A 26,975-nucleotide genomic window follows, 5' to 3' on the forward strand; every position below is an offset into this window, starting at 1 on the left:
CTTCATGACACCGCTCATGGGCCTCGCGCGCCCCCTTCGTAACGGACTGAGCCTCAGCAGCACACACCTACAAGACCCAAGACTACGGGCCCTGGTTCCATTACCGCACTGTTCGGCGGCGGATGCGCTCCTCCTGAAGGACGATCGCGCTCCGCGGCCTCCGGCGCAGGGAGTAGGTTGCGGCCCGCCGGGAGCCTCCGGAAGCCGACGGAGGCCGCGGAGACGGCCGGACGATACGGGCGGAACCACCCCGGGAGGCGCCGCGCTGTTGTGAGATCGTTCCCGGCCGGGCCTGGGGAGAGGCGCGCGGGGCACCGTAGGCTTGGTGCCGTGTTCCGAAGCCGTTCGAAGGACGGGCAGGCCGCTCCCGCCGACAAGGTGACCGCCGCCGAGCCCCAGCAGACCCGTGATCCGCAGGCCCCGAAGGGCAGGCCCACGCCCAAGCGCAGCGAGGCGCAGTCGCAGCGCCGCACGCTCGCGAAGACCCCGGCCAACCGCAAGGAGGCCGCCAAGCGGCAGCGCGAGGCGCGCCGCACCGACATGGCCCGGCAGCGGCAGGCGCTGGCGAGCGGGGACGAGCGTTATCTGCCCGCACGCGACAAGGGTCCCGTGCGGCGCTTCGCACGCGACTATGTCGACTCGCGCTGGTCGGTCGCGGAGTTCTTCCTGCCCCTGGCAGTGATCATCCTGGTGCTGAGCATGATGCCGTCGCTCCAGCTCAAGAACATCTCGCTGTTGCTCTGGCTGATGGTGATCGTGATGATCGTGCTGGACTCGATCGGGCTCGGCTTCCGGCTCCGCAAGGACCTGGCCGCGCGCTTCCCGGACCAGAACCGGCGCGGTGCCGTCGCCTACGCGCTGATGCGTACGCTCCAGCTCCGCAAGATGCGCCTGCCCAAGCCGCAGGTCGCACGCGGCGAGAAGCCCTGAGCGGCTTCGCGGGCCGGTCCGGGCACTTCGGTCGCCTTGAGGACACGTCGTGGATCTGAGCAATCCCGGGCAGCTCGGGCAGAGACTTCTGGCACGGCAGCTCGACGAGCAGATGTCGGCGTGCTTCGAGGAGGGGCGGGCGCTGCGGGTGCTCGACGTGGGGCTCGGCCGTGGCGTGCAGGCACTGCGGCTGGCACGCGCGGGCCACGAGGTCACCGGCTTGCAGTCCGATCCCGACCTGCGTGAACTCTTCGAGAAGGACCTCGCCGAGGAGCCCGAGGAGATAGGCGCACGAATACGGCTCGTCGCGGGCGGCAGCGAGGACACCGGCGCTCACTTCCTGCCCGGCACCTTCGACGTGGTGCTGTGCCACGGCGGCCTCACCCAGGCCCGCGATCCGGGGACCACGCTCGCCGGACTCGCCCGTGTGCTGGACCGCGGCGGCCTGCTCTCCCTGCTGATACGGAACGACGCGGCACTGGCCATGCACCCCGGCCGCAGCGGCGACTGGGACGCGGCGCTCGCCGCCCTCGACTTCTCGGTACGTACGGGAAGCGCAGCGAGCGGAGGCGGTGCGCTGCGGCTGGAGACGCTGACCCGGGGCCTCGCGGGGCTCGGCACGCCGCTGCGGCAGTGGTACGGCGTCGGGATATTCGGCCGCGACGACCTCCCGGCGGAGGAGGACAAGGCGGAACGGATGCTCGCCGCGGAGGAGCGGGCGGGACGGGACGAGCCGTACCGTTCGGTGGCGGCGATGCTGCACATCTGCGGGGTACGGGGCTGACGGTGCCGGGGGCACGGGCCCCCGCATGCGGCCCTGGTCCGGTCCGTAAGCATGCGGGGAGCAACCGGCCGTGGCCCGTGGGGGATTGGTCCGGCCGCCGGCCGGACGGCGGCCGCCGCTACCGCGCCCCCTGGTCACCGGGGCCCTCGGGCTCCCCGTCACCGCGCCCGGCGATCCGCGGCCGTCAGACGTTCTCGCCCTCGTAGCCCTCCTGAGCGTGCAGGCTCATCGGCCCGTAGACCTTGCTGCCGTCGTCCAGCAGCGTCACCTGGTCCGTGCCGCCGTCCAGAAGTTCCTTCCAGACCTCGCCGATCCAGGACTCGGCGTCGCCCTGCGTGGGGAACTCCTCGGGCGCGACGGCGGGTTGGGTCTCCGATCCGTCGGCCTTCTCGAACCGCCACGTCCACGCCATGTGTGCCTCCAGAGATCGACTGCTGCTGCCCGCAGACTAATCCCGGGTGATCCTGAGTGGGCGGGCGCCGACCGCTCACGAGACCATCGGGGGGTGGAACTCACACTCCTCGGCACCGGAGCCCCCACCGGACTCCCCCGCCCCGACTGCCCGTGTGCCGTGTGCGCCGCCTGCGTCAAGGGCCGTACGAACGCACGCGCCGCCACCGCCGTCCTCGTCGACGGCATCGTGCTGCTGGATCTGACGCCCGGTCCCGCGTTCGCCGCCGCCCGCGCGGGGCGTTCGCTGCACGGCGTACGGCAGGTGCTGCTCTCGCATCCGCACGAGGGTCCCGCGATGGAGCTGCCCGCCGGGCTGCCCGCTCCGCTGCGCGTCTCCGAGCGGCAGGACCTCGCCCTGATCAGCGGCCATCGCATACGTGCCGTGGCCCTCGACTCGCCGGGCACCGGCTATCACGTGACCGGGCCGGGCGGTGAGCGTCTTCTCTATCTGCCGCCGCGTGCCGCGCCCGCCGGGCTGGAGGAGGGGCGTGAGACGGGCTCGTACGTGGGCCCCGCTCAGGGTTCCGCCGAGGCGTCCGGCGCCGGGCACGCGCCGGGGTCACGGGAGCAGGGGTCCCAGGAGGGGCCCGCCCACGGTTCCGTCCATGCGTCGCGTGCCCCCTCCCGTACCGAGAACGTCCCGGACGGCCCGTACGACATGGTGCTCCTCGACGTGCTGGGGCGGCCCGAGGCGCTCGCCCGCCTCCGTGCCGCGGGCGCCGTCGGGCCCGCTACCGACGTCGTCGCCGTCCACATCGACCACGACGTATCGCCGGGTCCCGAGCTGCACCGCCGTCTCGCGGCGGCGGGGGCGCACACCGAAGCGGACGGTACGACCCTCGTCGTCGGCGACTATCCGGACCTGCCGGAGGTCCCACGGCGCACGCTGGTGCTCGGCGGTGCACGCTCCGGCAAGTCGGCGGAGGCGGAGCAGCGGCTGGCCGCCTTCCCCGGCGTCGTCTACGTGGCCACCGGCGGCAGCCGCGACGGCGACCCCGAGTGGGCGGCACGCGTGGGCGCGCACAAGGAGCGGCGGCCGGCGTCGTGGCGTACGGAGGAGACCTGCGATCTGGTCCCGCTGCTGGAGGCGAGCGGCCCGCCGCTGCTCATCGACTGTCTCGCGCTGTGGCTGACGGACGCGATGGACTCTGTGGGCGCGTGGGACGACGAGCGCTGGGCCACGGTCGGTTCACGGATGCTGAGGGAGCGGGTCTCGGCGCTGCTGGCGGCGCTGCGGCGGACTCGGCGCACGGTGGTGGCGGTGAGCAACGAGGTCGGTTCGGGCATCGTGCCGGGGACCGCGTCGGGGCGCCGTTTCCGCGACGAACTGGGCCGTCTGAACGCGGAGTTCGCCGCCGAGTGCGAGCACGTGCTGCTGGTGACCGCCGGTGTCGCACAGCCGCTGCGCGGCTGAGGCGGGCCCGCACGGGCGACGGTCCGCGCCCCCGTCCGAGTCCCGTTCCGCGCCTCGAACCGGCACCGCGAAGGGCGCCCTCGCCGCACCGCAGCGGTTGCCTCCGTACGCGCCGTACTCGTCCCGTACGCTTCGCCAACATGACTGACCGCACCCTGGACCTGGACGACTTCTCCGACCTGATCGAGCGCCCGCACGGCGGACTTCGCCGGGACGCCGAGGAGCGGAGGGCGCGGACCGGACTTCCCCCGGAAGCGCTGGGCAGGCTCGACGCGCTGGGCGAGTGGCTGACGGCGGCTCAGGGGCGGCTGCCCGTCGAACCGATCCGGCAGCCGCGGCTGGTCGTCTTCGCCGGCGATCACGGCGTGGCCTCGCTGGAGGTCTCCTCCCGCCCGGCGGGCAGCGCGCACACGCTCGTGAGGGAGACGCTGGAGGGCACCACTCCCGCGGCGATCCTCGCGCGCCGCCTCCAAGTCCCCGTCAGGGTCGTCGACATGGCGCTGGACTGCGATCCGTCCGAGCTGCCCGACGAGGTGACGCGGCACCGGGTGCGGCGCTCGTCGGGGCGGCTCGACATCGAGGACACGCTGACGGCGCAGGAGGCGGAAACGGCGTTCCGTGCGGGGATGGCCGTCGCCGACGAGGAGGCCGACTCCGGCACCGACCTCGTCGTGCTCGGCGATCTGTCGACCGGAGGTACGACGGCCGCGGGCACGCTGATCGCCGCGCTCTGCGGCACCGACGCCTCGGTGGTCACCGGCAGGGGCGGCGGCGAGATCGACGATCTGGCCTGGATGCGCAAGTGCGCGGCCATCAGGGACGGGCTACGCCGCGCACGTCCCGTACTCGGCGATCAGCTCGAACTGCTGGCGGCGGTGGGGGGCGCGGACCTCACCGCGGCGACAGGGTTCCTGCTCCAGTCCGCGGTGCGGCGTACGCCCGTCGTCCTCGACGGCGTGGTCTCGGCGGCCTGCGCCCTCGTCTCACAGCGGGTGGCGTTCCGCGCCCCCGACTGGTGGGTGGCGGGTCATGCGTGCAGCGAGCCCGCGCAGGCGAAGGCGCTCGACCGCATGGCGCTCGATCCGCTGCTGGAGCAGCGCGTCGAGGTCGGCGGCGGTACGGGCGCGCTGCTCGCGCTGCCTCTGGTGCAGGCCGCCGCGGAACTCGCGGCGGAGCTGCCGGTACGGGAGGACACGGCCGAAGGGACGGACGGCGAGGCGGGTACGGACGGAGACGACGACGCCACGAACTCCCCGGCGCTGGACGCCACTTGAGCAAGACCGATCGGACGCGCCGCCGACAAACGGCCGGCCTGGGCCGGCGCGGCTGCCGGGGTCCCCACGGAGCGAGCCCGCGGTGAGCGGCCTCGTCCCGCGCGGGCGGCGGGAGTTCACCGGGTGCCGCCGGTGCCGCTGCGGACCGTGAAGCGCTAGCCTGCGATCCGATGAACACCGCTCCCCCGGACGGGCCTTCACATGACGGCGGACCCGGCGGACCCGGCGAGTCCGGCCCGGCCGACCGCCGCTCCGCCGATCCCGCACGGATGGAAGGGGACGGGCAGGAGCAGGTGGGCAACGGGCCCGCGGACAGCGGCAGTACGGGCAGCTCGACGGCCGAACCCGCCGCCGGTGCCGATAGCGGTGCCGAGGCAGGTTCCGAGGCAGGTTCCGCCGCCGATGCCGATAGCGGAGCCGAGGCGGACAGCGGTGCCGGAACCGAGGCCGATGGCAGCCCGACGGAACAGGCCGGAGCCGCCCCCGGCACCGAGGACCCCGGCAGCGCCTCGACCTCCGCCTCCGCCTCCGCCGAGGAGGGCATCCGCTTCGCCCTCGGCACGCTCACCGTCATCCCCGTAGGCGTACCGCGCTGGGACCGTGAGTCCGCCCGACGCGGCATGGAGTGGGCGCCCCTCGCAGGCCTGATCGTAGGACTGGCTGCCGCCGCCGCGGGTCTGTCGCTGCTGCTGCTCGGCACGTCCGCGCTGCTCGCCGCCGTCGCCTCCGTCGCCGTGCCCGCCGTACTGACCCGGGCACTGCACCTGGACGGACTCGCGGACGTCGCCGACGGGTTGGGCAGCGCCATGCCCGCCGACGAGGCGCTGCGGATCATGAAGCGCTCGGATATCGGCCCGTTCGGCGTGCTCACCCTTGTGCTGACGCTGCTGGCGCAGACTGCGGTCTTCAACGAGCTGTACAGCGAGGGCGGTTGGGCGCAGGGCGCGCTCGCCGTCGTCGTCTCGGCCGTCACGGCGCGTACGGCCATCACGCTCGCGGCCCGCTCCGACGTGGCCGCCGCACGCCCGGAGGGGCTGGGGGCGCTGGTCGCCGGTACGGTCCCCGTGCGTACGGCGGTGACGGTCGCGGCAGGGGTCGCGGTGACGGCCGGGCTCGCGGGCGGAATAGTCAACTGGTGGAGTCCGCTGCCGGGTGCCCTCTCGTACCTCTTCGCGGTGGTGTTCGGACTGGCCGCCGCCGAGGGGCTCTCGTGGCACTGCCGCCGCCGTTTCGGGGGCGTCACCGGCGATGTCTTCGGTGCGGTCGCGGAGTGCGCGTCCACCACGGCGCTGGTCGTGCTCGCATTCGGCTGAGGACTTCCCGGGCTTCCCCGGCCCCCGGACGTCCCGGGCCCTACGGACACCGCGACGCCCGGCTGAAAACATCTCGACTGTCGGCTTTTCGGCCGGAAGTCGCACCGGACGGCGGCGTGCCGCAGCCGCGCCGCGGGCGTCCCGTTGTGCGAGTCAACTCCCCAAATCTGTCTCCGACTTCGCGGTATTTGGCCCGTATGGGACCCCGGCCCGCCGGGCCATCACCCCTCCCCGGGCCCACCGTTGGGGCTCCGGAGGTGAGCGTATGGTCTCCGCATACCACGTTCCGTGCGGCATACGATGCCCGATGTGCCGGAAGCCGCTCACCCGTATCCGGCGATCCGCGTTCCGGTGTCCGAATAGGAAGAAGGTCCCTCTCACCGTGTCTGCTCTGACTCTCAGCACCTCGTCCGCCACGGCCCAGCGCGTGGACGTCGTCGTGATCGGCGTCGCCAAGGGCGCCAAGGGCCCCGTGGTCGCTCCCGGCGGCGAAGCCGTGGACAAGGCGTACGGCGGAAAGCTCGCCGCGACCCTTGACGCGCTCGGCGCGGGCGGCGGCGAGGGCGAGACCACCAAGCTTCCGGCGCCTGACGCCGGGATCAAGGCGCCGGTGGTGCTGGCCGTGGGCCTGGGCGAGGCACCCGGGAAGCACGACTCCTACGACCCGGAGACGCTGCGCCGTGCGGCGGGCACCGCGGCGCGTGCGCTGGCCGGTACGAAGAAGGCCGCGTTCGCGCTGCCCGTCGAGGACGCCGCGTCGGTGGCGGCCGTGACGGAGGGGGCGCTGCTCGGCGCGTACTCCTTCACCGCGTACCGGAGTTCGGGCGACGAGGGAGGCGGCAGGAAGAACGCCAAGGGCGACGGCGGCAAGAAGGACAAGGACGGACCGCGTGCGCCGCTCGCCGAGATCGCCGTCGTCGGCGCGAAGCCCCGCGACAAGGCGCACAAGGCCGCGGCGGACCGTGCCGAGGTGCTCGCCGCCGAGGTCGCACGCGCCCGCGACCTCATCAACACCCCCTCGAACGACCTGACTCCGGCCGCCTTCGCCGACCGTGCGCGCGATGCGGCCAAGCAGTACGACCTGGACATCGAGGTGCTGGACGAGGGCGCGCTCGCCAAGGGCGGCTACGGCGGCATCCTCGGCGTCGGCAAGGGTTCGGCCAACCCGCCGCGGCTGGTGCGGATCGCACACACCCACCCCAAGGCGAAGAAGAACATCGCACTCGTGGGCAAGGGCATCACCTACGACTCGGGCGGCCTGTCGCTGAAGCCCGTCGGCCACAACGAGACGATGAAGTGCGACATGAGCGGCGCCGCCGCCGTCCTGGCCGCGGTCGTCTCGGCGGCCCGGCTCGGTCTGCGCGTCAACGTCACGGGCTGGCTGGCGCTCGCCGAGAACATGCCCTCCGGTACGGCCACTCGTCCGGGTGACGTGCTCAGCATGTACAGCGGCAAGACCGTCGAGGTCCTCAACACCGACGCCGAGGGGCGGTTGGTGCTCGCCGACGCGCTGGCCCGCGCCTGCGAGGAGTCGCCCGACGCGCTCGTCGACGTGGCCACCCTCACCGGTGCGATGGTGCTGGCGCTCGGCAACCGCACCTTCGGAGTCCTCAGCAACGACGACGACTTCCGCGGCACCCTGCACGAACTGGCCGAGGAGGCGGGCGAGGCGTCCTGGCCGATGCCGATGCCGACGCATCTGCGCAAGGGCATGGAGTCGCCCGTCGCCGACATCTCCAACATCGGCGAGCGGCCGGGCGGCGGCCTCGTCGCGGGCCTGTTCCTGAAGGAGTTCGTCGACGAGGACGTCCTCTGGGCCCATCTGGACATCGCGGGACCGGCGTTCAACGAGTCGGGCGCCTTCGGCTACACCCCCAAGGGCGGCACCGGTTCAGGCGTGCGCACGCTGGTGCGGCTCGCCGAGCGCGCCGCTTCGGGCGAACTCCCCTGAGCCCGGCGGGAGTTCCGGTCCCCCGTGCTCCATGGGCGGTTGGGCGCGTGATCGTGCGTGACCATGAGTGACCGTGAGTGCGGGCAAGCGCCCGAGGCGTGAGCATGTCCCGGACTCCATGGCCGCGTGCCGGACTCCATGGCCGCGAGCCGCTCCCGCCCGGCCGTCGCCGTACGGGCCGCGCCTGCGGAGACCTCGTACGGGACCCGCGTACCGGCCCCGCGCAAGGAAGCCGCACGCGACCGCCGGGCGGGAAGTGAGCAGCGTCACACTTCCGTCCCTTATGAGGGGTATGTCAGCCAGTCGCCCTGCGGTACGGCCGAGTTCGCCGAAAGCGATCATGGCCGTACCGCCGGGTACTCGGACCCGCGTCCCGCTGTCCGCCGACAAGTGCGAAGATGGGTCCCCGGCAGGACAGGGCCCCAGCACGGCTTCACCGAGCCGAGTCCAGGGCCGAGCAGAACGGCCGCAACACAGCCGCCCGGTCATACAGCGGACCGGCCCGGCACACCCATGCATGGAGGACGTGACGTGGCGAACGACGCCAGCACCGTTTTCGACCTAGTGATCCTCGGAGGCGGCAGCGGCGGCTATGCGGCTGCCCTGCGCGGGGCGCAGCTTGGTCTGGACGTCGCCCTGATCGAGAAGGACAAGCTGGGCGGCACCTGTCTGCACCGGGGCTGCATCCCCACCAAGGCTCTGCTGCACGCCGGCGAGCTGGCCGACCAGGCCCGCGAGGGCGCGAAGTTCGGCGTGAAGAGCACCTTCGACGGCATCGACATGGCCGGGGTGCACAAGTACAAGGACGGCGTGGTCTCGGGGCTGTACAAGGGCCTTCAGGGGCTGGTCGCCTCCCGCAAGATCACATACGTGGAGGGCGAGGGCAGGCTGTCCTCCCCCACTTCCGTCGACGTCAACGGCCAGCGCTACGAGGGCCGGCACATCCTGCTCGCGACGGGATCGGTGCCCAAGACGCTGCCCGGCCTGGAGATCGACGGCGACCGCATCATCTCCTCCGACCACGGGCTGGTCCTGGACCGCGTACCGGAGTCCGCGATCATCCTCGGCGGCGGTGTCATCGGCGTCGAATTCGCCTCCGCCTGGAAGTCGTTCGGCACGGACGTGACGATCGTCGAGGGCCTGCCGCACCTCGTGCCGGCCGAGGACGAGAACAGCTCGAAGCTGCTGGAGCGCGCCTTCCGCAAGCGCGGAATCGCCTTCTCACTCGGCTCGTTCTTCGAGAAGGCCGAGTACACCGACAAGGGTGTGAAGGTCTCCCTCGCCAACGGCAAGGAGTACGAGGCGGAGGTGCTGCTCGTCGCCATCGGGCGCGGCCCCGTCTCGCAGGGCCTGGGTTACGAGGAGGCCGGGGTCGCGATGGACCGCGGCTTCGTCCTCGCCGACGAGTACTGCCGTACGAACGTGGAGACGATCTCCGCGGTCGGCGACCTCATCCCGACGCTCCAGCTCGCACACGTCGGCTTCGCCGAGGGCATCCTCGTCGCGGAGCGGCTGGCCGGGCTGAACCCGGTGCCGGTGGACTACGACGGCGTGCCGAGGGTGACGTACTGCCACCCGGAGGTCGCCTCCGTCGGCATCACGGAGGAGAAGGCCAAGGAGGTCTACGGGGCCGACAAGGTCGTCACCCTCAAGTACAACCTCGCCGGCAACGGCAGGAGCAAGATCCTCAACACCACGGGCGAGATCAAGCTGGTCCAGGTCCGCGATGGTGCCGTGGTCGGCGTCCACATGGTCGGTGACCGGATGGGCGAGCAGGTGGGCGAGGCTCAGCTCATCTACAACTGGGAAGCGCTGCCGGCCGAGGTCGCGCAGCTCATCCACGCCCACCCGACGCAGAGCGAGGCGCTCGGCGAGGCCCATCTGGCCCTCGCGGGCAAGCCGCTGCACTCGCACGACTGATTGGGGTCTCCCCCGGTCCTCCCGCCGAAGCGAAGCGAGAGGCCGAAGGGGAAGAGTCCGGGCGCTACCCGCATCCGCACCATTCCGTTAGGAGCAACCGAAACCATGGCGGTTTCCGTAACCCTGCCGGCGCTCGGCGAGAGCGTCACCGAGGGCACCGTCACCCGCTGGCTGAAAGCCGAGGGTGAGCAAGTGGAGGCCGACGAGCCGCTGCTCGAGGTCTCCACCGACAAGGTCGACACCGAGATCCCGGCCCCGGCCGCCGGGACGCTCTCCTCCATCAAGGTCGCCGAGGACGAGACGGTCGAGGTCGGCGCCGAGCTGGCCGTGATCGAGGACGGCGGCGCTCCGGCCGCGGCGGCCGAGGCCCCGGCGGCGCAGCCCGAGGCCGCACCGGCGGCACAGCCGGAACCTCAGGCGCAGCCCCAGCCTGAGCCGGCCGCCGCACCCGCGGGCGGCGGAGGCGGCTCCGCGGAGGGCACGGACGTCGTCCTTCCCGCGCTGGGCGAGTCCGTCACCGAGGGCACCGTCACGCGCTGGCTGAAGCAGGTCGGTGAGGACGTACAGGCGGACGAGCCGCTGCTGGAGGTCTCCACCGACAAGGTCGACACCGAGATCCCGGCCCCGGCCGCGGGCACGCTGCTGGAGATCGTCGTCGGCGAGGACGAGACCGCCGAGGTCGGTTCGAAGCTGGCCGTCATCGGTGCGTCGGGCGCCGCTCCCGCTGCGGAGCCCGCTCCGGCACCGGCCCAGCCCCAGCCTCAGCAGGCTCCCGCGCCGCAGCCGCAGCCGAAGCCCGCACCGGCGGCCGAGGCCAAGCCTCAGCCCGAGGCACAGCCCGCACCGCAGGCGGCTCCGGCTCCCGCGCCCGCTCCCGCACCGGCGGCGCCCGCCGCCCCCGCGGCTCCCGCAGCTCCGGCCGTGAGCGAGACCGACGGCGCATACGTCACACCGCTCGTACGGAAGCTCGCCAACGAGCAGGGCGTGGACCTGAGCACCGTCAAGGGCACCGGCGTAGGCGGCCGTATCCGCAAGCAGGACGTCACGGCCGCGGCCGAGGCGGCCAGGTCGGCGGCGCAGGCGGCCCCGGCACCCGCGGCGGCGTCCACGGCTCCCAAGTCGCCGAAGCTGGAGCCCTCTCCGCTGCGCGGCCAGACCGTGAAGATGCCGCGCATCCGCAAGGTCATCGCCGAGAACATGATGAAGGCCCTGCACAATCAGGCGCAGTTGTCGACGGTGGTCGAGGTCGACGTCACGCGCGTGATGCGGCTGCGGGCCCGCGCCAAGGACTCCTTCGCGGCGCGTGAGGGCGTCAAGCTCTCCCCGATGCCGTTCTTCGTACAGGCCGCGGCGGAGGCGCTCAAGGCGCACCCGTCGGTCAACGCCCGCCTCAACGACGACGGCACGATCACCTACCACGACGTCGAGAACATCGGCATCGCGGTGGACTCCGAAAAGGGCCTGATGGTGCCGGTCATCAAGGAGGCCGGGAACCTCAACCTCGCGGGCATCGCCCGCAAGACTGCCGAGCTCGCCAAGAAGGTCCGCGAGGGCGGCCTGGGCCCGGACGACATGTCGGGCGGCACGTTCACCATCAGCAACACCGGTTCGCGCGGTGCGCTGTTCGACACGGTGATCGTGAACTACCCGCAGGTCGCGGAGCTGGGCATCGGCGCGACAGTGCGCCGTCCGATGGTGATCGACCACCCGGAGCTGGGCGAGACCATCGCCATCCGCGACATGACCTATCTGACCCTCTCCTACGACCACCAGCTCGTCGACGGCGCGGACGCCGCTCGCTACCTCAGCGACGTCAAGGCCCGCCTGGAGGCAGGGGAGTTCGAGGGCGAGCTGGGTCTCTGACCCGGCCCGCGGACGGCCTCGGCGGCCCCGCACGGACAGCCTCTCCGGCTGCTCCGCGCGGGGCCGCCGCCGTTGTGGCGGGCGGCCTGCGCCGGGCGACTTGTGGCGGGCTCCCCTTCCCTGCGTTTACGCGCCTGCGCGTACGGGCTCGTGGGGGGGGGACTCGCGGCGTAGGGGCAGGGCGGCACAGCCGAGGGGTGCGGCGGATCGGGCGCCCAGACGGCCGACCGCGCCAACTACCCGGCCACGGCACGGTGTTGGGCCGCGCGTACGATCGGGGCCCGGCAGAGACCCCGGGGAGCACCCGCATGCTGCGCATCCACTTCACCGGTACGGACCTCGCACGTACACATGTCGCCGAAGGCCCCGATCCGCTCTGGGAGACGGTCTTCAGTCTGCAAATGCTGCGCGCCCGTTACGGGCGGGTGCCCTTCGCCGAGTGGCGCCGCCGTGTGCGGGCCGAGCTTCGCCGTCACGGCTGCACGGACGACGTACGGCAGTTGCTGCCGCTCGTGCCCGACGCCAGTTACTTCCCGGACTTCCTCACCCCGCCCGAGGGCCTGCTCGGCCTCGAGGAAGGGATCGAGGCCGTGGTCGCCACCCCGCGTGAGCGCATCTCGTACGAACTGGGCATCCTGCACGAGCGGGTGGGCGCCCCGAGCTGGGCACAGGACCTCACCGACCGTTCGCCGCACGCCCGTCGGCGGCTCGGGGAGATGATGTCCGGCTATCACCGCCGTGCGCTCTCGCCGTACTGGCCGGCGATCCGCAGGCGTGCCGCGGCGGACCGGGCGGTGCGCATGAGGGCGCTGCACACGGGTGGAGTGGGCGGTGCGCAGGGCCTGTTGGCGAGTTTCCGTCCGGCGATGCGCTGGCGTCCGCCCGTACTGGAGATCCCCTCGCACCCGGTGGACCGGGATCTGCGGCTGGCGGGAAGGGGGTTGATGCTGGTGCCCTCGCAGTTCCTGTGGAACCGTCCGGTGCCGCTGGCGGACCCCGAACTGCCGCCCACGGTGCTCTATCCCCTCGACCACGACCCGCGGTGGATGTCCACCGCTCCGCCCGGCGTAGAGGAGACCTCCCCCACGGCCGATGCGCTCGACCGGCTGCTGGGCGCCACACGGGCGGCGGTGCTGCGGGCCGCCGCGCACGTACCCAACACCTCAGAACTCGCCCGCCACGTCGGCATCTCCCCGTCGGCGGCGAGCCAGCACACTGCCGTGCTGCGTGACGCGCCGGCCTCATCGTCAGCCACCGGCACGCCAACAGCGTCTTCCATCAACTCAGTCCGGCGGGCGGCACGTTGCTGCGGCAGCAGACGGCGGGCCCTGAGGACCCCGGAGCGCCTGGCGGCCCGTAGTGAACGAGCCCGATGTGAACGGGCACGTAGTGGGTGGGCTCCCGGGGGCGTAGCCCGCATGCGGCCCCGATGACTGCCGCGTCGAGCACCCTGCGCATGTGCGGTGAGTGCGTACGGTCAATGGGTACGTACGGTCGACGGGTACGCACGGACAGTGAGTACGTACGGTCAGCAAGGCCCCCGCCTGCGGTTGCGGGCAGGCGGGGGCACTGTTCGGCGGCCATGGCCGGATTTGCCTGCCGTTCCCGGCGTAAGGCCGTCCGCGCAGAGGCAGCCGCGGATCACGTCCGCGCCCTCCTTGCTGTCCCCCGGTGCCGGGCGGAGGAACGCCCTGCACGCGAAGGACTGTGTCCGAGAAAACCCGCCGCTGCCACGGAGTTGAAGCCACAGCCTCAACACCGAGGCCAGAAAGGCGAGTTCGGGCTCGGCTCGGTGCCTTGCCTGTCTGCGGGGACCCGGCGCCTGGCCGGTGCCCGGTCCGGTACGCGGGTCCGGTACACGGTCCGGTGACAGGCTCGGGTGTGCGGCCCGGGCGGCCCTGCCGCGCGGCTGCTGTCGCGATCTTGTCGGTGCCGGATGCGAGCATCAGTGGCGACAGAGGAGGCAGGATGATGTCCGATTCCCTGGAACGGTTCCGCTGGCTGGACGTCGCCGAAGGCCGCTGCCCGCTGGGCGAGATCTTCAGCGTCTCCTTCTTCCACGGCCTCGCGCCGGAGGAGGTGCTGCGCCGCTTCGGAAGCGACGCCGCCTCCGGGAGCGCCGGGACGAAGGCGCCTACGAGCCTCGGCCGGCTCTGCGAACGGGCGGGCGAGAGCGGCGGGTTCGTCGGTGTGCTGGCGGCCGGCGAGTGGAGCGCGGCGGTGGAGCTGTGCGGCTGGGAGGCCACGCTGCCGGACGTGGCCGAACGGCTGTCCGCCGGCTGCGAGTTGGTCGCCGTCACCCGTCATGACTATGCGGAGCACTGCTTCGTGTACGCGGTCGACGGGAGGATCGTCACGTGCTTCGACTCGCACGTCCCGGGCCACAGGCAGGGCAGCGATCCCGACGCGCTGAACTCCCTGATGCGGCAGACCGGTACGGACCCCGACGGTGAGGAGATGTGCCTCGACGAGCCTGTCGCGGCCTCGTTCGCGCTGGCGGCGGGGATAACGGGGGTGACGTTCACCGAGGACATGCTGGAACGGCCGCTGCTGGTGGGGGCGGTCAGGGCACCGATGGGCTAGGGCGTCCCCCGGGGATCATGTGCTCGTCCTCAAGAACCGGCGGCTGCTGCGCAAGCTGCGTTGCTCCACCACAGACACCGAGCATGAACTGCGGTGCGGGGGCGCCCCGCAGGGACCCGTGGGCGCACGCTCTTGCGGCGGCTGACGGTTCATGGAAACCGGATGCGGCGTGGTGGGCGTCTTGCCAGGCGGTAATCGGTTGGCTGTCGCCCCCGGTCGAGGGCGGCCGTGATTCGGGAGGTGGGGGTGGGCCGGTGAGACGTGCCATATGGCGTGCAGTGGCGTGGACGGGCGCCGCGGTGGTCGTCGGGGTACTCGCGTGGAGCCAGTTGCCCGCGCATTACCGGACAGGGGCGCCGGAGGTCGATCCACAACTGCGACGCGCGATCCAGCCGGTGGTCCATGACGCTCTGCTGGACTCGTTGAGGAAGGAACCCCACGGCTACCAGCAGACGCGGCGCAGCGAACTGAAACCGCGGTGGTTCTGCGTGGAGCGGATCATCGAGATCCGCCACCAGCGGGGTGAGCTCAGGGCCGGAGTCCAGTCGGACTGCGAAGAGTTCGCGCGCAGCGGCGACCACTTGCTGGCTGGGACGGGGGAAGTGGTTCCGTGGATCTTCAGGATCAAGAAGGACTCGGACGGCTACCGGGTGCTCGGCAAGGAGACCGGCCCGGACGGCGCGGGTAGCGGGGAGTGGATCGATCGCGAGTTTTCCGAGGCCGGGGCGGCTGAACTGGACGACGGGCCCGGGTGGACCGGAGACGCCGAGATCGAAGCGGTGGCACGTCGGCACTTCGATCTGCCCGCGGATGCGAAGGTCGTCGGGGGCTGACGCGCCGTATGGCGACGAACGGGGGCGCGATCATGCTCGCCGACGAGGTGTTCGGGGCGCTGTCGCCGCCCGTGGGGCGCGGCCCTGAGCGAGGCGCGACCGCCTGGCGAAGGTCCGGGCGCGGGGCGCGGCCGTCGCCCGCGGGCCGTATGGTCGTAAGCGCCCGATCCCGCCCGTAAGTCCGTACGTGCGAGGGCCCGCAGGCCCACAAGCACGCACGCAGGTCCGCAAGCACGTGGGCCAACCAGCCCGTAAGCCCGACGCCCGAAGAAGGAAGCCGCGCCCGTGACCTCGAATCCGTCCCCGTCCCGGCCGCTGACCGCACACTCCCTCCGCGAGCAGATCCGCGAGCACATCGTGGACGGCATCGTCAGCGGCCGGTGGAAGCCGGGCGAGCGGATCGTGGAGCGCCGTATCGCCGTGGAGCTGGAGGTCAGCCAGACGCCGGTGCGCGAGGCGCTGCGGGAGCTGGAGACGCTGCGGCTGATCGAGTCGGCGACCAACAAGGGCGTGCGGGTACGGGAGTTGTCAGCCGCCGATCTGGAGGAGATCTATCCGGTGCGGGCCGGACTGGAGCAGATCGCCGCCGAGCTGGCCGCCCCGCGGCTCGCGGGAGACGCGTCGGCGCTGCGGCCGCATGTGGCGGCGCTGTACGAGGCGGACCGCGCGGGCGACGGCGAGGCGCAGGTGCGGCACACCGTCGCCTTCCACCGGGAGCTGGTACGGGCCGCGGGCAACAGCGTGCTGCTGCACACCTGGGAGTCGCTGGGCATCGAGGTGTGGACGGCGCTGTCGATCCGCTGGCTGGGCACCGTGCAGCAGTCGTACGCGGAGGAGCACGAGGCGGTCATGGAGGCGTTCGGGCGCCGCGACCCGCGCATCGCGGAGCTGGTCAAGGCCCATGTGCTGGGCTGTGCGCCCGCTCCCCGCGAGAACGGGGACAGCGCAGGCCGCACGGCGGGCCCCGGCTCCCCGGCGCAGTCCGGCGCCGCTTAGCCGCCGGAACGTCGGCGGCCCCGGCGGCGTCCGCTCGGCAGCCCGCCCCTGCCGACCGCCCTCAACCGCCGCTCGGGCCCGGCCTCTCAGCGCGCGCAGTGCTTCACGGTCTCGGTGTCCAGCTCGGTTCCGACCGGCTCCGGAAGCGTCACCGTCTCGCCGAAGCGGGAGGTGTGGACGTCACGGTAGCGAGCGCCCTGCTGGTCCGGGTCGCTGTGGACGAGCAACCGGCGACCACACTCAGCCGAGTGCGATGACGTCCAGTGCCTCATCCGCGAGGCGGGCCGCGACCGGCTCGTATGTACGGGCCAGCGTGCGGAAGCAGTTCTCCGCCCTGATCGCGGGCCAGTCGCCCGGCAGATGCTCCGCCGGCAGATGCGGGTCCTGGCGGACCAACCGGAGCCAGTCGGTGTGCAGCGTCAACTGCCGTGTCAGATCGTCGGGGAGAGAACTCAGCGGCGGTCTCGGCGCGGTGTTCCAGCGCTGGAGGAAGTCCCGGTACCCGTCGGCGATCGCGGAGATGTCGAAGGCCTTGCGCACGAGGTCGGCGGCCTCGGTCGGCTTGAAGGCCTGCGCCTTCAGCACGGTGACGTGCTCGTCGAGGCCGAGCGGGTCGAGGATGGAAGGGGCGTCCTTCTCGCCCGCGGCGATCCACAGTCCGCTCTGCAACGGCCCGAAACCCTCCCAGAGGAGGCGTGAGCGCAGGCCGTGGCGTTCGCGGCGGCGGCTGTCGGGGAGGGAGAAGCCGACCAGGGTCCAGGTGCCGTCCCAGTCGCGGTTGACGGCGCCGGTCTCCCATATGCGGCGGTGGCCGTCCTGGAGCACCCCCTCGGCGTGTGCCGTGAGGCCGAAGTACACCTTTCGGCCGCGTCGGTGGCGCACCAGCAGTCCGCGCTTGGCCATGCGGGCGAGCGTCGAGCGAACCGCCTCCTCGCCGACTCCGGCCCGGGCGAAGACGTCGATGACGCTGCCGGAGTAGACACCCGTGCCGCGGCCGAGCACATGGATGCCGAAGAAGCTGAACATGAGGGACTGCGGACGGATCGCGCTTGCGCGGAGGGTGTCGTCCGGTCTGTCGCTGCTGCTGGGCGTCACGACGACGAGCGTAACCCGCGGGAGCCGATATTGTGCACATTATTGACGGGCGTCTCAGATTAGCCGTACGTTCCTTGCCGCAAGGACGCGGCGGCCACAGCGGCCGGGAGAGGTACGTGCCCATGGACCTGTCGGGGAAAGCAGCCGTCGTCACCGGCAGCGGCCGGGGGCTCGGCCTCGCCTACGCGGAGGCGCTGGCCCTCGCGGGCGCGTCGGTCGTGGTCAACGACGTCGACGCCGCCGCGGCCGGAGCGGCCGTCGAGAAGATCACGGCGGGTGGGGGGCGCGCAGTGTCCGTGGTCGCGCCGGTGGGGGGCGCCGCGACCGCGGACGCGCTCGTGGACAAGGCGGTCAGCGAGTTCGGACGGCTCGACGTCATGGTCACCAACGCCGGTGTCCTGCGGGACAAGGTGCTGTGGAAGATGTCCGACGAGGACTTCGACACCGTCGTGGACGTGCACCTGCGCGGCACCTTCACCTGTGCCCGCGCCGCGGCGGTGCGGATGCGCGAACAGGGCACCGGCGGGCGGCTGATCCTGGTCTCCTCCCCCGCCGGACAGCGGGGCAACTTCGGGCAGACCAACTACGCCGCCGCCAAGGCGGGCGTCGTCGCCATGGCCCGTACGTGGGCGATGGAACTGGCCCGCACTGACATCACCGTGAACGCGGTCGTGCCCGTGGCTGCCACCGGGATGACGAAGACGATCCCCGCCCTCGCGCCCTTCATCGAGGAGGCCGAGCGGACCGGGGAGCCGCTGCCGGACTGGCTCCGCAGGGACGAGGGCTTCGGGACTCCCGAGGACGCGGCGCCGCTCGTGGTCTTCCTCGCCTCCGACGCGGCGCGCGGAGTTACAGGCCAGGCGATCGGCATCGGCGGCGACAGGCTCGCACTCTGGTCGCACCCGCAGGAGAAAGCCGCGGCGTACGCCGCCGGCGGCTGGGACGCGGACACCATCGCGGAGCGCTGGAGCACCGGGCCGGGGGCGGAGCCGGAGACGTACGGAATCCCCGCGCCGAGCGTGCCCGCAGCGCATGGCCCGGAGGCGGGGTCGTGACCGGGGCAGCCGGGGGGCGGTACGAACCCCGCATCGACGTCGCGAAGTTGACGGCCATCGACGTCCATACGCACGCCGAGGTCTCGGCCGACGGACACGGCTCGCTGAGCCCCGAACTCTTCGGCGCCTCCGCTGAGTACTTCAAGTTGCACACCGAACGGCAGCCCACCGTCGGGCAGATGGCGGACCACTACCGCCAACGGCAGATGGCAGCCGTCGTCTTCACCGTCGACGCCGAGCACGCCACCGGGCATCCCCGCATCTCCAACGAGGAGATCGCCGAGACCTGCGCACTCCACTCCGACGTGCTCATTCCCTTCGCCGGTGTCGACCCCTGGAAGGGCAGGGCCGCAGTGCGGGAGGCGCGCAGGCTCGTAACCGAATTCGGCGTACGCGGATTCAAGTTCCACCCCAGCCTCCAGGCGTTCGCTCCGGACGACCGGATGGCCTACCCGCTCTACGAGGCGATCGAGGAACTCGGCGTGCCCGCCCTCTTCCACACCGGCCAGACCGGCATCGGCGCCGGCGTGCCGGGCGGCGGCGGCATCCGGCTGAAGTACAGCAACCCGATGCTCGTCGACGATGTCGCCGTGGATTTCCCCGAGTTGCGCATCGTCCTCGCCCACCCCTCCTTCCCCTGGCAGGACGAGGCGCTGGCGGTGGCCACGCACAAGCCGCACGTGCACATCGACCTCTCCGGCTGGTCGCCGAAGTACTTCCCTCCCCAACTGGTCCGTTACGCCAACAGTCTGCTCAAGGACAAGGTCCTCTTCGGCTCCGACTACCCGGTCATCACGCCCGACCGCTGGCTTTCCGACTTCGGCAGGCTGGAGATCAAACCCGAAGTACGTCCCAAGATCCTCAAGGAGAACGCGGCCCGGCTGCTCGGCCTCACCGTGCCGGACGCCGACCGCCCGATGCAGGGAGGCCGCTCATGACCACCAAGGCCGATGGCGTGGCCGAGCTGAAGGCCCTCGCCGGCAGGGATCTGGGCAGCAGCGACTGGCTGGAGATCACCCAGGAGCGGATCGACACCTTCGCCGACGCGACCGGCGATCACCAGTGGATCCATGTGAACCCCGAGGAGGCGGCGGCCGGCCCGTTCGGCGCCACCATCGCGCACGGGTATCTGACGCTCTCCCTCGTCATACCGCTCTTCACAGAGCTGCTGGAGATCGGCGGCGTGTCGATGAGCGTCAACTACGGGCTGGGCAAGGTGCGTTTCCCCAGCCCCGTCCCCGTCGGCAGCAGAATCCGCCTGACGGGCAAGGTCGGCTCGGTGGTGGAGGTCTCGGGAGGAGGGGTCCAGATGGAGCTCGACTTCGCCGTCGAACGGGACGGTTCGGACAAGCCCGCGTGCGTGGGCCAGGCCCTCTACCGGCACTACCCCTGAGCCCCGGCTCCCCGCCTTCGCAACTCACCGACACGGGAGGCCAGTCATGGCCGGTACCGCACCATCACGCGTCCCCTCCCCAGGCGGCGAGGCCCAGCTTCGCCGCGCGGTCACCTCCAGCTTCTTCGGCAGCGTGATCGAGTACTACGACTTCCTCCTCTACGCCACCGCCTCCGCCGTCGTCTTCAGTAAGGTCTTCTTCACCGGCCTGGATCCGCTGGCCGGCACCGTCGCCAGCTTCGGAACGTTCGCCGCCGGATACCTGGCACGGCCTCTCGGCGGCATCGTCTTCGGTCACTTCGGCGACCGGCTCGGCCGCAAGCGCATGCTCGTGACGACGATGACCCTGATGGGCACCGTCAGCTTTCTCATCGGCGTACTCCCGACGTACGAGCAGGTCGGCAGCGCTGCGGCGGTGCTGCTGGTGCTGCTGCGGGTGCTCCAGGGCGTCGCGGTCGGCGGCGAGTGGGGCGGTGCGGTGCTGATGTCCGCCGAGCACGCGGGGTCGAGGCGCGGCCTGTGGGCGAGCTTCACCAACGCCGGTGCCCCGTTCGGCATGGTGCTCTCCACCGCGGCACTCACCGGGACCGGTGCCCTGGTCGGCGAGGATGCCTTCCTCGCCTGGGGCTGGCGCATCCCGTTCCTGCTCAGCATCGCGCTGCTCGCCGTCGGCCTGTTCGTACGGCTGCGGGTGGAGGAGACGCCGGTCTTCGCCGCGGCCCGCGCCGGTGGCGGCCGTGCCGACAGGAGCTCTGACGGGAAGAGTTCAGCCGGCGGTGGCCGCTCGGGCGGCAGCCGGGTGCCCCTGCTCGACGTGCTGCGGCACCATCCGCGGAACCTGCTGCTCGCGGTCGCGGTCGGCCTCGCGGCGTTCGTCGCGCAGGGCACGCTCACCACCTTCCTCATCGCCTACGGCGTCCAGGCCTACCACGAGCGGCAGACGGTCCTGAACGCACTGACACTCTCCTCCGCGCTGGCGGTGCCGGGCATCATCGGCTGGTCCGCCCTCTCCGACCGCGTCGGCAGGCGACCCGTCGTGCTCTCCGGGGCGGTCGCCATGGGCGTCTTCGCCTTCGTCCTCTTCCCGATGACCGACGCCCGCAACGCACTGCTGCTGACCGCCGCGCTGGTGCTGGGCCAGTCCGTCATCCACCCGATGATGTACGGGCCCCTCGCGGCGCTCTACGCCGAGCTGTTCAGCACCCGCAGCCGCTACACCGGCGCCTCCCTCGGCTACCAGCTCGCCGGGCTCGGGGCCGGACTTGCGCCGCTGCTCTTCGCCGAGATCCGGCGCGCGACCGGGGGCGGCGGCACGCTCTCCGTCTCCCTGATCATCGCGGGCTTCTGCGCGCTGACCGTGGTGAGCGTCCTGCTGCTGGGCGAGACCCGCGACCGGGAGCTGTCCGATGCGGAGGCGACCGGTCCGCGTCCCCTGGCGAGGAGCTGACCCGTGCACAACCAGGGCATCGGATCGTGGCCCGGGCGGCGAGCCCAACTCTCGCCCGGGCGCACCGCGTTCGTGTACGAGGGCGCCGCGGTGACCTATGCCGGGGTGGAGGCGCGCAGCACCCGTGCCGCGCACCGGCTGAGGGAGGCGGGCGTACGGCCCGGGGACCGGGTGGCGTATCTGGGCCCCAACCACCCGGCCTTCGCCGAGACGATGTTCGCCACGCACAAACTCGGCGGCGTCTTCGTGCCGCTCAACTTCCGCCTCAGCGCGACCGAACTCGACTATGTGCTGGACCACTCGGGGGCCTCCGTGCTGGTGCACGCCCCAGAGTGCGCCGCAACCGCTGCCGCCCTGACGGTCCGGCCGCCCACGGCCTTGGGCCTTGAGGAGTACGAGGAGTGGCTCGCCACGGGCGACCCGGCACCCCTCGACGTAGCGGTCTCACGGGACGACCCGGCCTTCATCCTCTACACCTCCGGAACCACCGGGAGACCCAAGGGCGCGGTGCTCACCCACGCCAACATCATCTGGAACACGCTCAATCTGCTGGTCTGCCTCGACATCGCCTCGGACGAGGTGACGCTGATCAGCGCTCCGCTCTTCCACGTGGCCGCGCTGAACCAGACGCTGCTGCCGACCTTCCTCAAGGGCGGCCGCAGCGTGATCATGCCGAAGTGGGACGTCGACGTCTGCTACGAGTTGACGGCGAAACACCGCATCACCTGGATGTTCGGCGTGACCACGATGTTCGCCGCGTTCGCACAGTCCCCGCGGTGGGCGGACGCCGACCTCTCCTCCCTCCGCATCCTCATGGCCGGGGGCGACCCTGTCCCGGAAGCGCTGATCCGCACGTACCAGGAGCGGGGACTGGTCTTCTGCCAGGGCTACGGACTCACCGAGACCGCACCCGGCGCGACGTTCCTGGAGGCGGCGGAGAGCGTCAACAAGGCGGGGTCGGCGGGCCTTCCGGTCTTCTTCGCCGACGTACGCCTGGTACGGCCGGACCGGACGGAGACGGAACCGGGCGAACGCGGCGAGGTCCTCATCCAGGGCCCGAACGTCACGCCCGGCTACTGGAGGAACCCGGAAGCGACGGAGGCGTCGTTCTCCGAGGGCGGATGGTTCCACTCCGGGGACATCGCGACACGGGACGAGGACGGGTACGTCTCCATCGTCGACCGGCTCAAGGACATGTACATCTCGGGCGGCGAGAACGTCTATCCCGCGGAGGTCGAGGCCGTCCTCTTCCAGCATCCGGCGCTCGCGGGCTGCGCCGTCGTGGGTGTGCCGGATGAGAAGTGGGGCCAGGCCGGGCGGGCCTTCTACACCCTGCGTCCCGGTACGACGGCCGATCCGGACGAACTCCGCTCCTTCCTCGCCTCCCGCGTCGCGAAGTACAAGGTCCCCTTGTACTTCGAGGAGGTGGACTCCCTCCCCCGCACCGGCTCCGGCAAGATCCAGAAGCAGAAGCTCCGCGACCTTCCCCTCCCTCCCGCCACATGATCTCCTGACGGGAGACGACGATCGGGAGGACGGGTGTCCGCACCGGAGGAGAAGGCCGAGATCGCCGCATTCCGCCGCTCGCTGGGCCTGGACGCGCTCATCGACGTACACACCCATTTCATGCCGCGGCGCGTACTGGAGAAGGTGTGGGCCTACTTCGACGCGGGAGGCCCGCTGATCGGGCGGCCCTGGCCGATCGAGTACCGGCAGGAGGAGGAGCAACGGCTGCGGCTGCTGCGGGAGTTCGGCGTCAGGGCCTTCACGTCGATGCTCTATCCGCACAAGCCGGGCATGGCACGTTGGCTCAACGACTGGGCCGCCGACTTCGCCGCGCGTACACCGGACTGCCTGCACACGGCGACCTTCTTCGCCGAGCCGGGCGCGGCCGACGACGTGCGGCGGGCGCTGCAGCAGGGCGCGCGGGTCTTCAAGAGCCATCTCCAGGTCGGGGCGTACGACCCCAACGACCCGTCGCTGAAGGAAGTCTGGGGGATGCTGGCCGAGGCGGACGTGCCCGTGGTGACGCACTGCGGCTCCGGCCCCACGCCTGGGCCCTTCACGGGCCCGGGACCGATCGCCACGCTGCTCGACCGCCATCCCCGGCTGCCGCTGATAATCGCCCACCTGGGCATGCCCGAGTACGAGGACTTCCTCGGCCTGGCGGAACGGCACGAGCGGGTCATGCTGGATACGACCATGGCGTTCACGTCGTTCGTGGAGGCCGCGGCGCCGTTTCCGCGGCGGGCGCTGCCGCGTCTGGCGGACCTCGGGGACCGGGTGCTGCTCGGTACGGACTTCCCCAACATCCCCTATACGTACGGGGAAGCGCTGCGTGCGCTGGAGTCCACGGGTCTGGGGACGGAGTGGCTGCGGGCGGTGTGCCACGACAACGCGGCGAGGGTCTTCGGGCTCTGAGGCGGCGCGGGCGCGGAGGGACATGCGGCCTGGCCGCGGTTCGGGGACGGCCCCGCTGAACACGGCCGGGCACGGCCAGGCACAGCACGGCCAGGTAGGACCGGGCATGGCCAGGCACGGCACAGACCGACCCAGTCCGACCCAGTCCGACACAGCACGGGAACGGCACGGCGTGCCGACTTCCACGGCACGGAATGCCAATTTCGCGGAAAGTTTTGATCGATCATCGATCGCAGTCGTAGGATTCACATCGCTGGGCCGCCCTGTCCTGCCAGCCAGGGAGAGACCCACCCGCAGAACGTGAGCAACGCGAGGCCCCGAGCAGCAAGCGGAGCCCCGCGCAAATCCGGGAGACCCCCCGACCCGTCGCCCGTGCGCGCCGCCGCGCACCTTCGCACCCCCGCGCGCCCGCGCGACCCGTCCCGTACGTCCCGTCCGGAAGGTGGCCCCACCATGCCCCGCCCCGTACGAAACCGTCCGAGCGAGCTGGACCAGCTCCTGGACCGTGATCCGCAGGAGACCGCCGAGTGGCGTGAGTCGCTGGACGCCGTCGTCGCGAACGCCGGCCCGGAGCGCGCCGCGTATCTGATGCGGCGAGTGCTGGAGCACGCCGGGCGTCCCGGACTGCGGCCGCTGGAGACGGACTACGTCAACACCGTGCCGACGGCAGCCGAGCCCGAATTCCCGGGCGACTTGGAGCTGGAGTCGCGCATCACCGCCTGGAACCGCTGGAACGCCGCCGCGATGGTCACCCGCGGCAGCCGTTTCGGGCTGGGCGGGCACATCGCGACGTTCGCCAGCGCCGCCTGGCTCTACGAGACCGGCTTCCAGCACTTCTTCCGCGGCAAGGACGGCCTTGAACCAGGGGCGTCGGGCGGGTCGGGCGACCAGCTCTACATCCAGGGGCACGCCTCCCCCGGCGTCTACGCCCGCGCCTTCCTCGACGGCCGTCTCACCGAGGCCGACCTGGACCGGTTCCGCCAGGAGACCGGCCCGGGAGGGCTGCCCTCGTACCCGCATCCCCGGCGGCTGCCCTGGCTGTGGGAGTTCCCCACCGTCTCCATGGGCATCGGCCCGATCAACGCCGTCTACCAGGCGCGCTTCAACCGCTATCTGACCGACCGGGGCATCAAGGACACCTCGGCCTCGCATGTGTGGGCCTTCCTCGGCGACGGCGAGATGGACGAGCCGGAGTCGACGGCCGCGCTCGCGCTCGCGGGCCGTGAGCGGCTGGACAACCTCACCTTCGTCGTCAACTGCAACCTCCAGCGCCTCGACGGGCCCGTACGCGCCAACTTCAAGATCGTGCAGGAGCTTGAGGCGCAGTTCCGCGCCGCCGGATGGAACGTGGTCAAGTCGCTGTGGGGCAGCGAGTGGGACGAGCTGCTGAGGCTCGACACCACCGGCGCCCTGGTGCGGCGGCTCCGCGAGGTGCCGGACGCCCAGTTCCAGACGTATGCGACCCGCGACGCCGCGTACATCCGCGAGCACTTCTTCGGCGCCGACCCGCAACTCGCCGAGACGGCGCGGCTGTTGAGCGACGAGAAGATCGCCGCGTGCTTCCGCACCTCGCGTGCGGGCCACGAGCCGCGCAAGGTGTACGCCGCCTACCGTGCGGCCGTCGAGCACGAGGGCGCCCCGACCGTGGTACTCGCGCAGACGGTGAAGGGCTGGACGCTGGGGCCGGGCTTCGAGTCACGCAACGCCAACCACCAGATGAAGAAGCTGACGGGCAAGGAGTTCCGCGCGATGCGCGACCTGCTCGAACTGCCCATTCCCGACCGCGAGTTGAACGACGAGCTGGTGCCCTACGCCCATCCGGGCCCCGACTCCCCCGAGGTGCGCTACCTCCAGGAGCGCCGTGCCGCGCTCGGCGGCCCCGCACCCGCACGGAAGGTGCACCCGGTGGGGCTGCCCGAGCCGTCGGCGAAGCCGTTCGAGACGCTGAGGAAGGGCTCCGGGAGCCAGGAGATCGCCACGACGATGGCGTTCGTACGGCTGGTGAAGGACCTGATGAAGGAGAAGGAGACCGGCCGCCGCTGGGTGCCGGTCGTGCCGGACGAGGCACGCACCTTCGGAATGGAGTCCCTCTTCCCCTCGGCGGGGATCTACTCGCCCCTCGGCCAGAACTACGACCCCGTCGACCGCGACCAACTCCTCTACTACAAGGAGTCGTCGGACGGGCAGATCCTCAACGAGGGGATCACGGAGGCCGGTTCGCTCGCGGACTTCACCGCGGCGGCCACGTCGTACGCCACGCACGGCGAGCCGATGATCCCCTTCTACATCTTCTACTCGATGTTCGGCTTCCAGCGCACCGGCGACCAGTTCTGGTCGCTGGCCGACCAGTTGGGTCGGGGCTTCGTCATCGGCGCCACCGCGGGCCGTACGACGATGACCGGCGAGGGACTTCAGCACGCGGACGGCCACTCGCCGCTGCTGGCGTCCACCAACCCGGCCGTCGTCACCTACGACCCGGCGTTCGCCTACGAGGTCGGCGCCGTGGTGAGGGACGGGCTGCGCCGCATGTACGGGCCCGATCCGTCCCGCAACGAGGACGTCGTCTACTACCTCACGGTCTACAACGAGCCGAAGCCCCAGCCGCCGCAGCCCGCAGGGGACGCGGTCGAGGAGGGCATCCTCAAGGGCCTCTACCGGTTCCGGACGGCGGAGGACGCCGCCGGGTCCGAGGGCCGGAGCGCGGTCCCCGAACCGGGCTCGCCCCGCATCCAGTTGCTCGCGAGCGGCACCGCCATCCACTGGGCGCTGGACGCTCAGCGGCTGCTGGCCGAGGAGTGGGACGTCAGCGCGGACGTGTGGTCGGCGACGTCGTGGAGCGAGCTGCGGCGGGACGCGCTGGAGTGCGACGCCGCGCAGTTGCGGGGCGAGGAGCGCACGCCGTATGTGACGCGTGTGCTGGAGGGCGCCCCTGGGCCGGTGCTCGCGGTCAGCGACTGGATGCGGGCCGTGCCGGACCAGATCAGCCAGTGGGTGCCGCAGGACTGGACGTCGCTCGGCACGGACGGCTTCGGCCTCTCCGGCACCCGGGAGGCGGTGCGCCGGCACTTCGGCGTGGACGCCGAGTCGGTCGTCGTGGCGGCGCTGGCGCAGCTCGCACGCCGGGGCGAGGTCAAGCAGGAGACGGTGCGGAAGGCCGCCGAGAGCTACGGCCTGGCCTGATCCGGGCGGTCGCCCCGGTCCTCGCCGCAGGGCCGGGGCGAGCGGGCCGCGCCGCTGTGGCCCCGTGGGT

Annotated in this window: 22 protein-coding genes; 19 read left to right on the forward strand and 3 right to left on the reverse strand. The window is 71.7% G+C overall.

Going from position 1 to position 26,975, the window contains the following annotated elements; translation table 11 throughout:
• Window positions 1-330: 330 nt before the first annotated feature.
• Window positions 331-930, forward strand: coding sequence for a DUF3043 domain-containing protein (locus MMA15_RS05325; RefSeq protein ID WP_372498186.1), 600 nt, complete (start codon window positions 331-333; stop codon window positions 928-930).
• An 88-nt stretch (window positions 931-1,018) separates the two neighbouring features.
• Window positions 1,019-1,714: a class I SAM-dependent methyltransferase gene (locus tag MMA15_RS05330; protein WP_241063014.1), complete on the forward strand. Its 696-nt coding sequence runs from the start codon at window positions 1,019-1,021 to the stop codon at window positions 1,712-1,714.
• 184 nt (window positions 1,715-1,898) lie between these two features.
• Here the strand turns inward: MMA15_RS05330 and MMA15_RS05335 are convergent, their stop codons facing one another.
• Window positions 1,899-2,126 carry a hypothetical protein gene (locus tag MMA15_RS05335; RefSeq protein WP_241057833.1) on the reverse strand — a complete coding sequence of 76 codons (228 nt, stop codon included), beginning with the start codon at window positions 2,124-2,126 and terminating at the stop codon, window positions 1,899-1,901.
• Window positions 2,127-2,219: 93 nt separating this feature from the next.
• Between MMA15_RS05335 and MMA15_RS05340 the strand changes: the two genes are divergently transcribed.
• The 10 genes from MMA15_RS05340 (at window position 2,220) to MMA15_RS05385 (ending at window position 16,314) form a co-directional block, all read left to right on the forward strand.
• Complete coding sequence (locus tag MMA15_RS05340; protein WP_241057834.1) at window positions 2,220-3,581, forward strand: bifunctional adenosylcobinamide kinase/adenosylcobinamide-phosphate guanylyltransferase; 1,362 nt, start codon at window positions 2,220-2,222, stop codon at window positions 3,579-3,581.
• A gap of 140 nt (window positions 3,582-3,721) precedes the next feature.
• Window positions 3,722-4,855: a nicotinate-nucleotide--dimethylbenzimidazole phosphoribosyltransferase gene (locus MMA15_RS05345; RefSeq protein ID WP_241057835.1), complete on the forward strand. Its 1,134-nt coding sequence runs from the start codon at window positions 3,722-3,724 to the stop codon at window positions 4,853-4,855.
• Window positions 4,856-5,397: 542 nt separating this feature from the next.
• On the forward strand, window positions 5,398-6,168 hold the full coding sequence (locus MMA15_RS05350; protein WP_241063015.1) for an adenosylcobinamide-GDP ribazoletransferase: 771 nt from the start codon (window positions 5,398-5,400) through the stop codon (window positions 6,166-6,168).
• Window positions 6,169-6,550: 382 nt separating this feature from the next.
• On the forward strand, window positions 6,551-8,119 hold the full coding sequence (locus tag MMA15_RS05355) for a leucyl aminopeptidase (RefSeq protein ID WP_241057836.1): 1,569 nt from the start codon (window positions 6,551-6,553) through the stop codon (window positions 8,117-8,119).
• 531 nt (window positions 8,120-8,650) lie between these two features.
• Entirely contained in the window at window positions 8,651-10,039 is a 1,389-nt protein-coding gene (gene lpdA, locus MMA15_RS05360) for a dihydrolipoyl dehydrogenase (protein WP_241057837.1), read from the forward strand.
• Window positions 10,040-10,144: 105 nt separating this feature from the next.
• Window positions 10,145-11,902 (forward strand): 2-oxoglutarate dehydrogenase, E2 component, dihydrolipoamide succinyltransferase, encoded by a 1,758-nt coding sequence (sucB, locus tag MMA15_RS05365; protein WP_241057840.1) that lies wholly within the window; start codon window positions 10,145-10,147, stop codon window positions 11,900-11,902.
• A gap of 308 nt (window positions 11,903-12,210) precedes the next feature.
• Window positions 12,211-13,335, forward strand: coding sequence for an ArsR/SmtB family transcription factor (locus tag MMA15_RS05370; protein WP_241057842.1), 1,125 nt, complete (start codon window positions 12,211-12,213; stop codon window positions 13,333-13,335).
• Between the two features lie 538 nt (window positions 13,336-13,873).
• Window positions 13,874-14,485 carry a DUF6461 domain-containing protein gene (locus tag MMA15_RS05375; protein ID WP_241057843.1) on the forward strand — a complete coding sequence of 204 codons (612 nt, stop codon included), beginning with the start codon at window positions 13,874-13,876 and terminating at the stop codon, window positions 14,483-14,485.
• A gap of 254 nt (window positions 14,486-14,739) precedes the next feature.
• On the forward strand, window positions 14,740-15,318 hold the full coding sequence (locus MMA15_RS05380; RefSeq protein WP_241057845.1) for a hypothetical protein: 579 nt from the start codon (window positions 14,740-14,742) through the stop codon (window positions 15,316-15,318).
• A 315-nt stretch (window positions 15,319-15,633) separates the two neighbouring features.
• Window positions 15,634-16,314: a GntR family transcriptional regulator gene (locus MMA15_RS05385; protein WP_241063016.1), complete on the forward strand. Its 681-nt coding sequence runs from the start codon at window positions 15,634-15,636 to the stop codon at window positions 16,312-16,314.
• A gap of 86 nt (window positions 16,315-16,400) precedes the next feature.
• Here the strand turns inward: MMA15_RS05385 and MMA15_RS05390 are convergent, their stop codons facing one another.
• Both MMA15_RS05390 and MMA15_RS05395 read right to left on the reverse strand, forming a co-directional pair.
• Entirely contained in the window at window positions 16,401-16,541 is a 141-nt protein-coding gene (locus MMA15_RS05390; RefSeq protein WP_241057846.1) for a hypothetical protein, read from the reverse strand.
• A gap of 13 nt (window positions 16,542-16,554) precedes the next feature.
• Entirely contained in the window at window positions 16,555-17,409 is an 855-nt protein-coding gene (locus tag MMA15_RS05395; protein WP_241057847.1) for a PaaX family transcriptional regulator, read from the reverse strand.
• 122 nt (window positions 17,410-17,531) lie between these two features.
• Here MMA15_RS05395 and MMA15_RS05400 point away from each other — a divergent pair, with 122 nt between their 5' ends.
• The 7 genes from MMA15_RS05400 (at window position 17,532) to aceE (ending at window position 26,905) form a co-directional block, all read left to right on the forward strand.
• Window positions 17,532-18,464 (forward strand): SDR family oxidoreductase, encoded by a 933-nt coding sequence (locus MMA15_RS05400; protein WP_241063017.1) that lies wholly within the window; start codon window positions 17,532-17,534, stop codon window positions 18,462-18,464.
• A gap of 32 nt (window positions 18,465-18,496) precedes the next feature.
• Window positions 18,497-19,402: an amidohydrolase family protein gene (locus tag MMA15_RS05405; RefSeq protein WP_241063018.1), complete on the forward strand. Its 906-nt coding sequence runs from the start codon at window positions 18,497-18,499 to the stop codon at window positions 19,400-19,402.
• The gene (locus tag MMA15_RS05410) at window positions 19,399-19,857 is read left to right on the forward strand and encodes a MaoC family dehydratase (RefSeq protein WP_241057848.1); all 459 of its coding nucleotides are present in this window, start codon (window positions 19,399-19,401) and stop codon (window positions 19,855-19,857) included. The genes MMA15_RS05405 and MMA15_RS05410 overlap by 4 nt, the downstream gene beginning before the upstream one ends.
• A gap of 46 nt (window positions 19,858-19,903) precedes the next feature.
• Window positions 19,904-21,304 (forward strand): MFS transporter, encoded by a 1,401-nt coding sequence (locus MMA15_RS05415; RefSeq protein WP_241057850.1) that lies wholly within the window; start codon window positions 19,904-19,906, stop codon window positions 21,302-21,304.
• 3 nt (window positions 21,305-21,307) lie between these two features.
• On the forward strand, window positions 21,308-22,810 hold the full coding sequence (locus MMA15_RS05420; RefSeq protein WP_241057851.1) for an acyl-CoA synthetase: 1,503 nt from the start codon (window positions 21,308-21,310) through the stop codon (window positions 22,808-22,810).
• 33 nt (window positions 22,811-22,843) lie between these two features.
• Window positions 22,844-23,725, forward strand: coding sequence for an amidohydrolase family protein (locus MMA15_RS05425; protein WP_241057853.1), 882 nt, complete (start codon window positions 22,844-22,846; stop codon window positions 23,723-23,725).
• Window positions 23,726-24,178: 453 nt separating this feature from the next.
• A complete protein-coding gene (gene aceE, locus MMA15_RS05430; RefSeq protein ID WP_241057856.1) occupies window positions 24,179-26,905 on the forward strand; it encodes a pyruvate dehydrogenase (acetyl-transferring), homodimeric type in 2,727 nt (908 codons plus the stop codon).
• Window positions 26,906-26,975: the final 70 nt, after the last annotated feature.

Origin of the sequence: Streptomyces marispadix (genome assembly GCF_022524345.1) — a bacterium.
Taxonomy (GTDB): Bacteria; Actinomycetota; Actinomycetes; order Streptomycetales; family Streptomycetaceae; genus Streptomyces; species Streptomyces marispadix.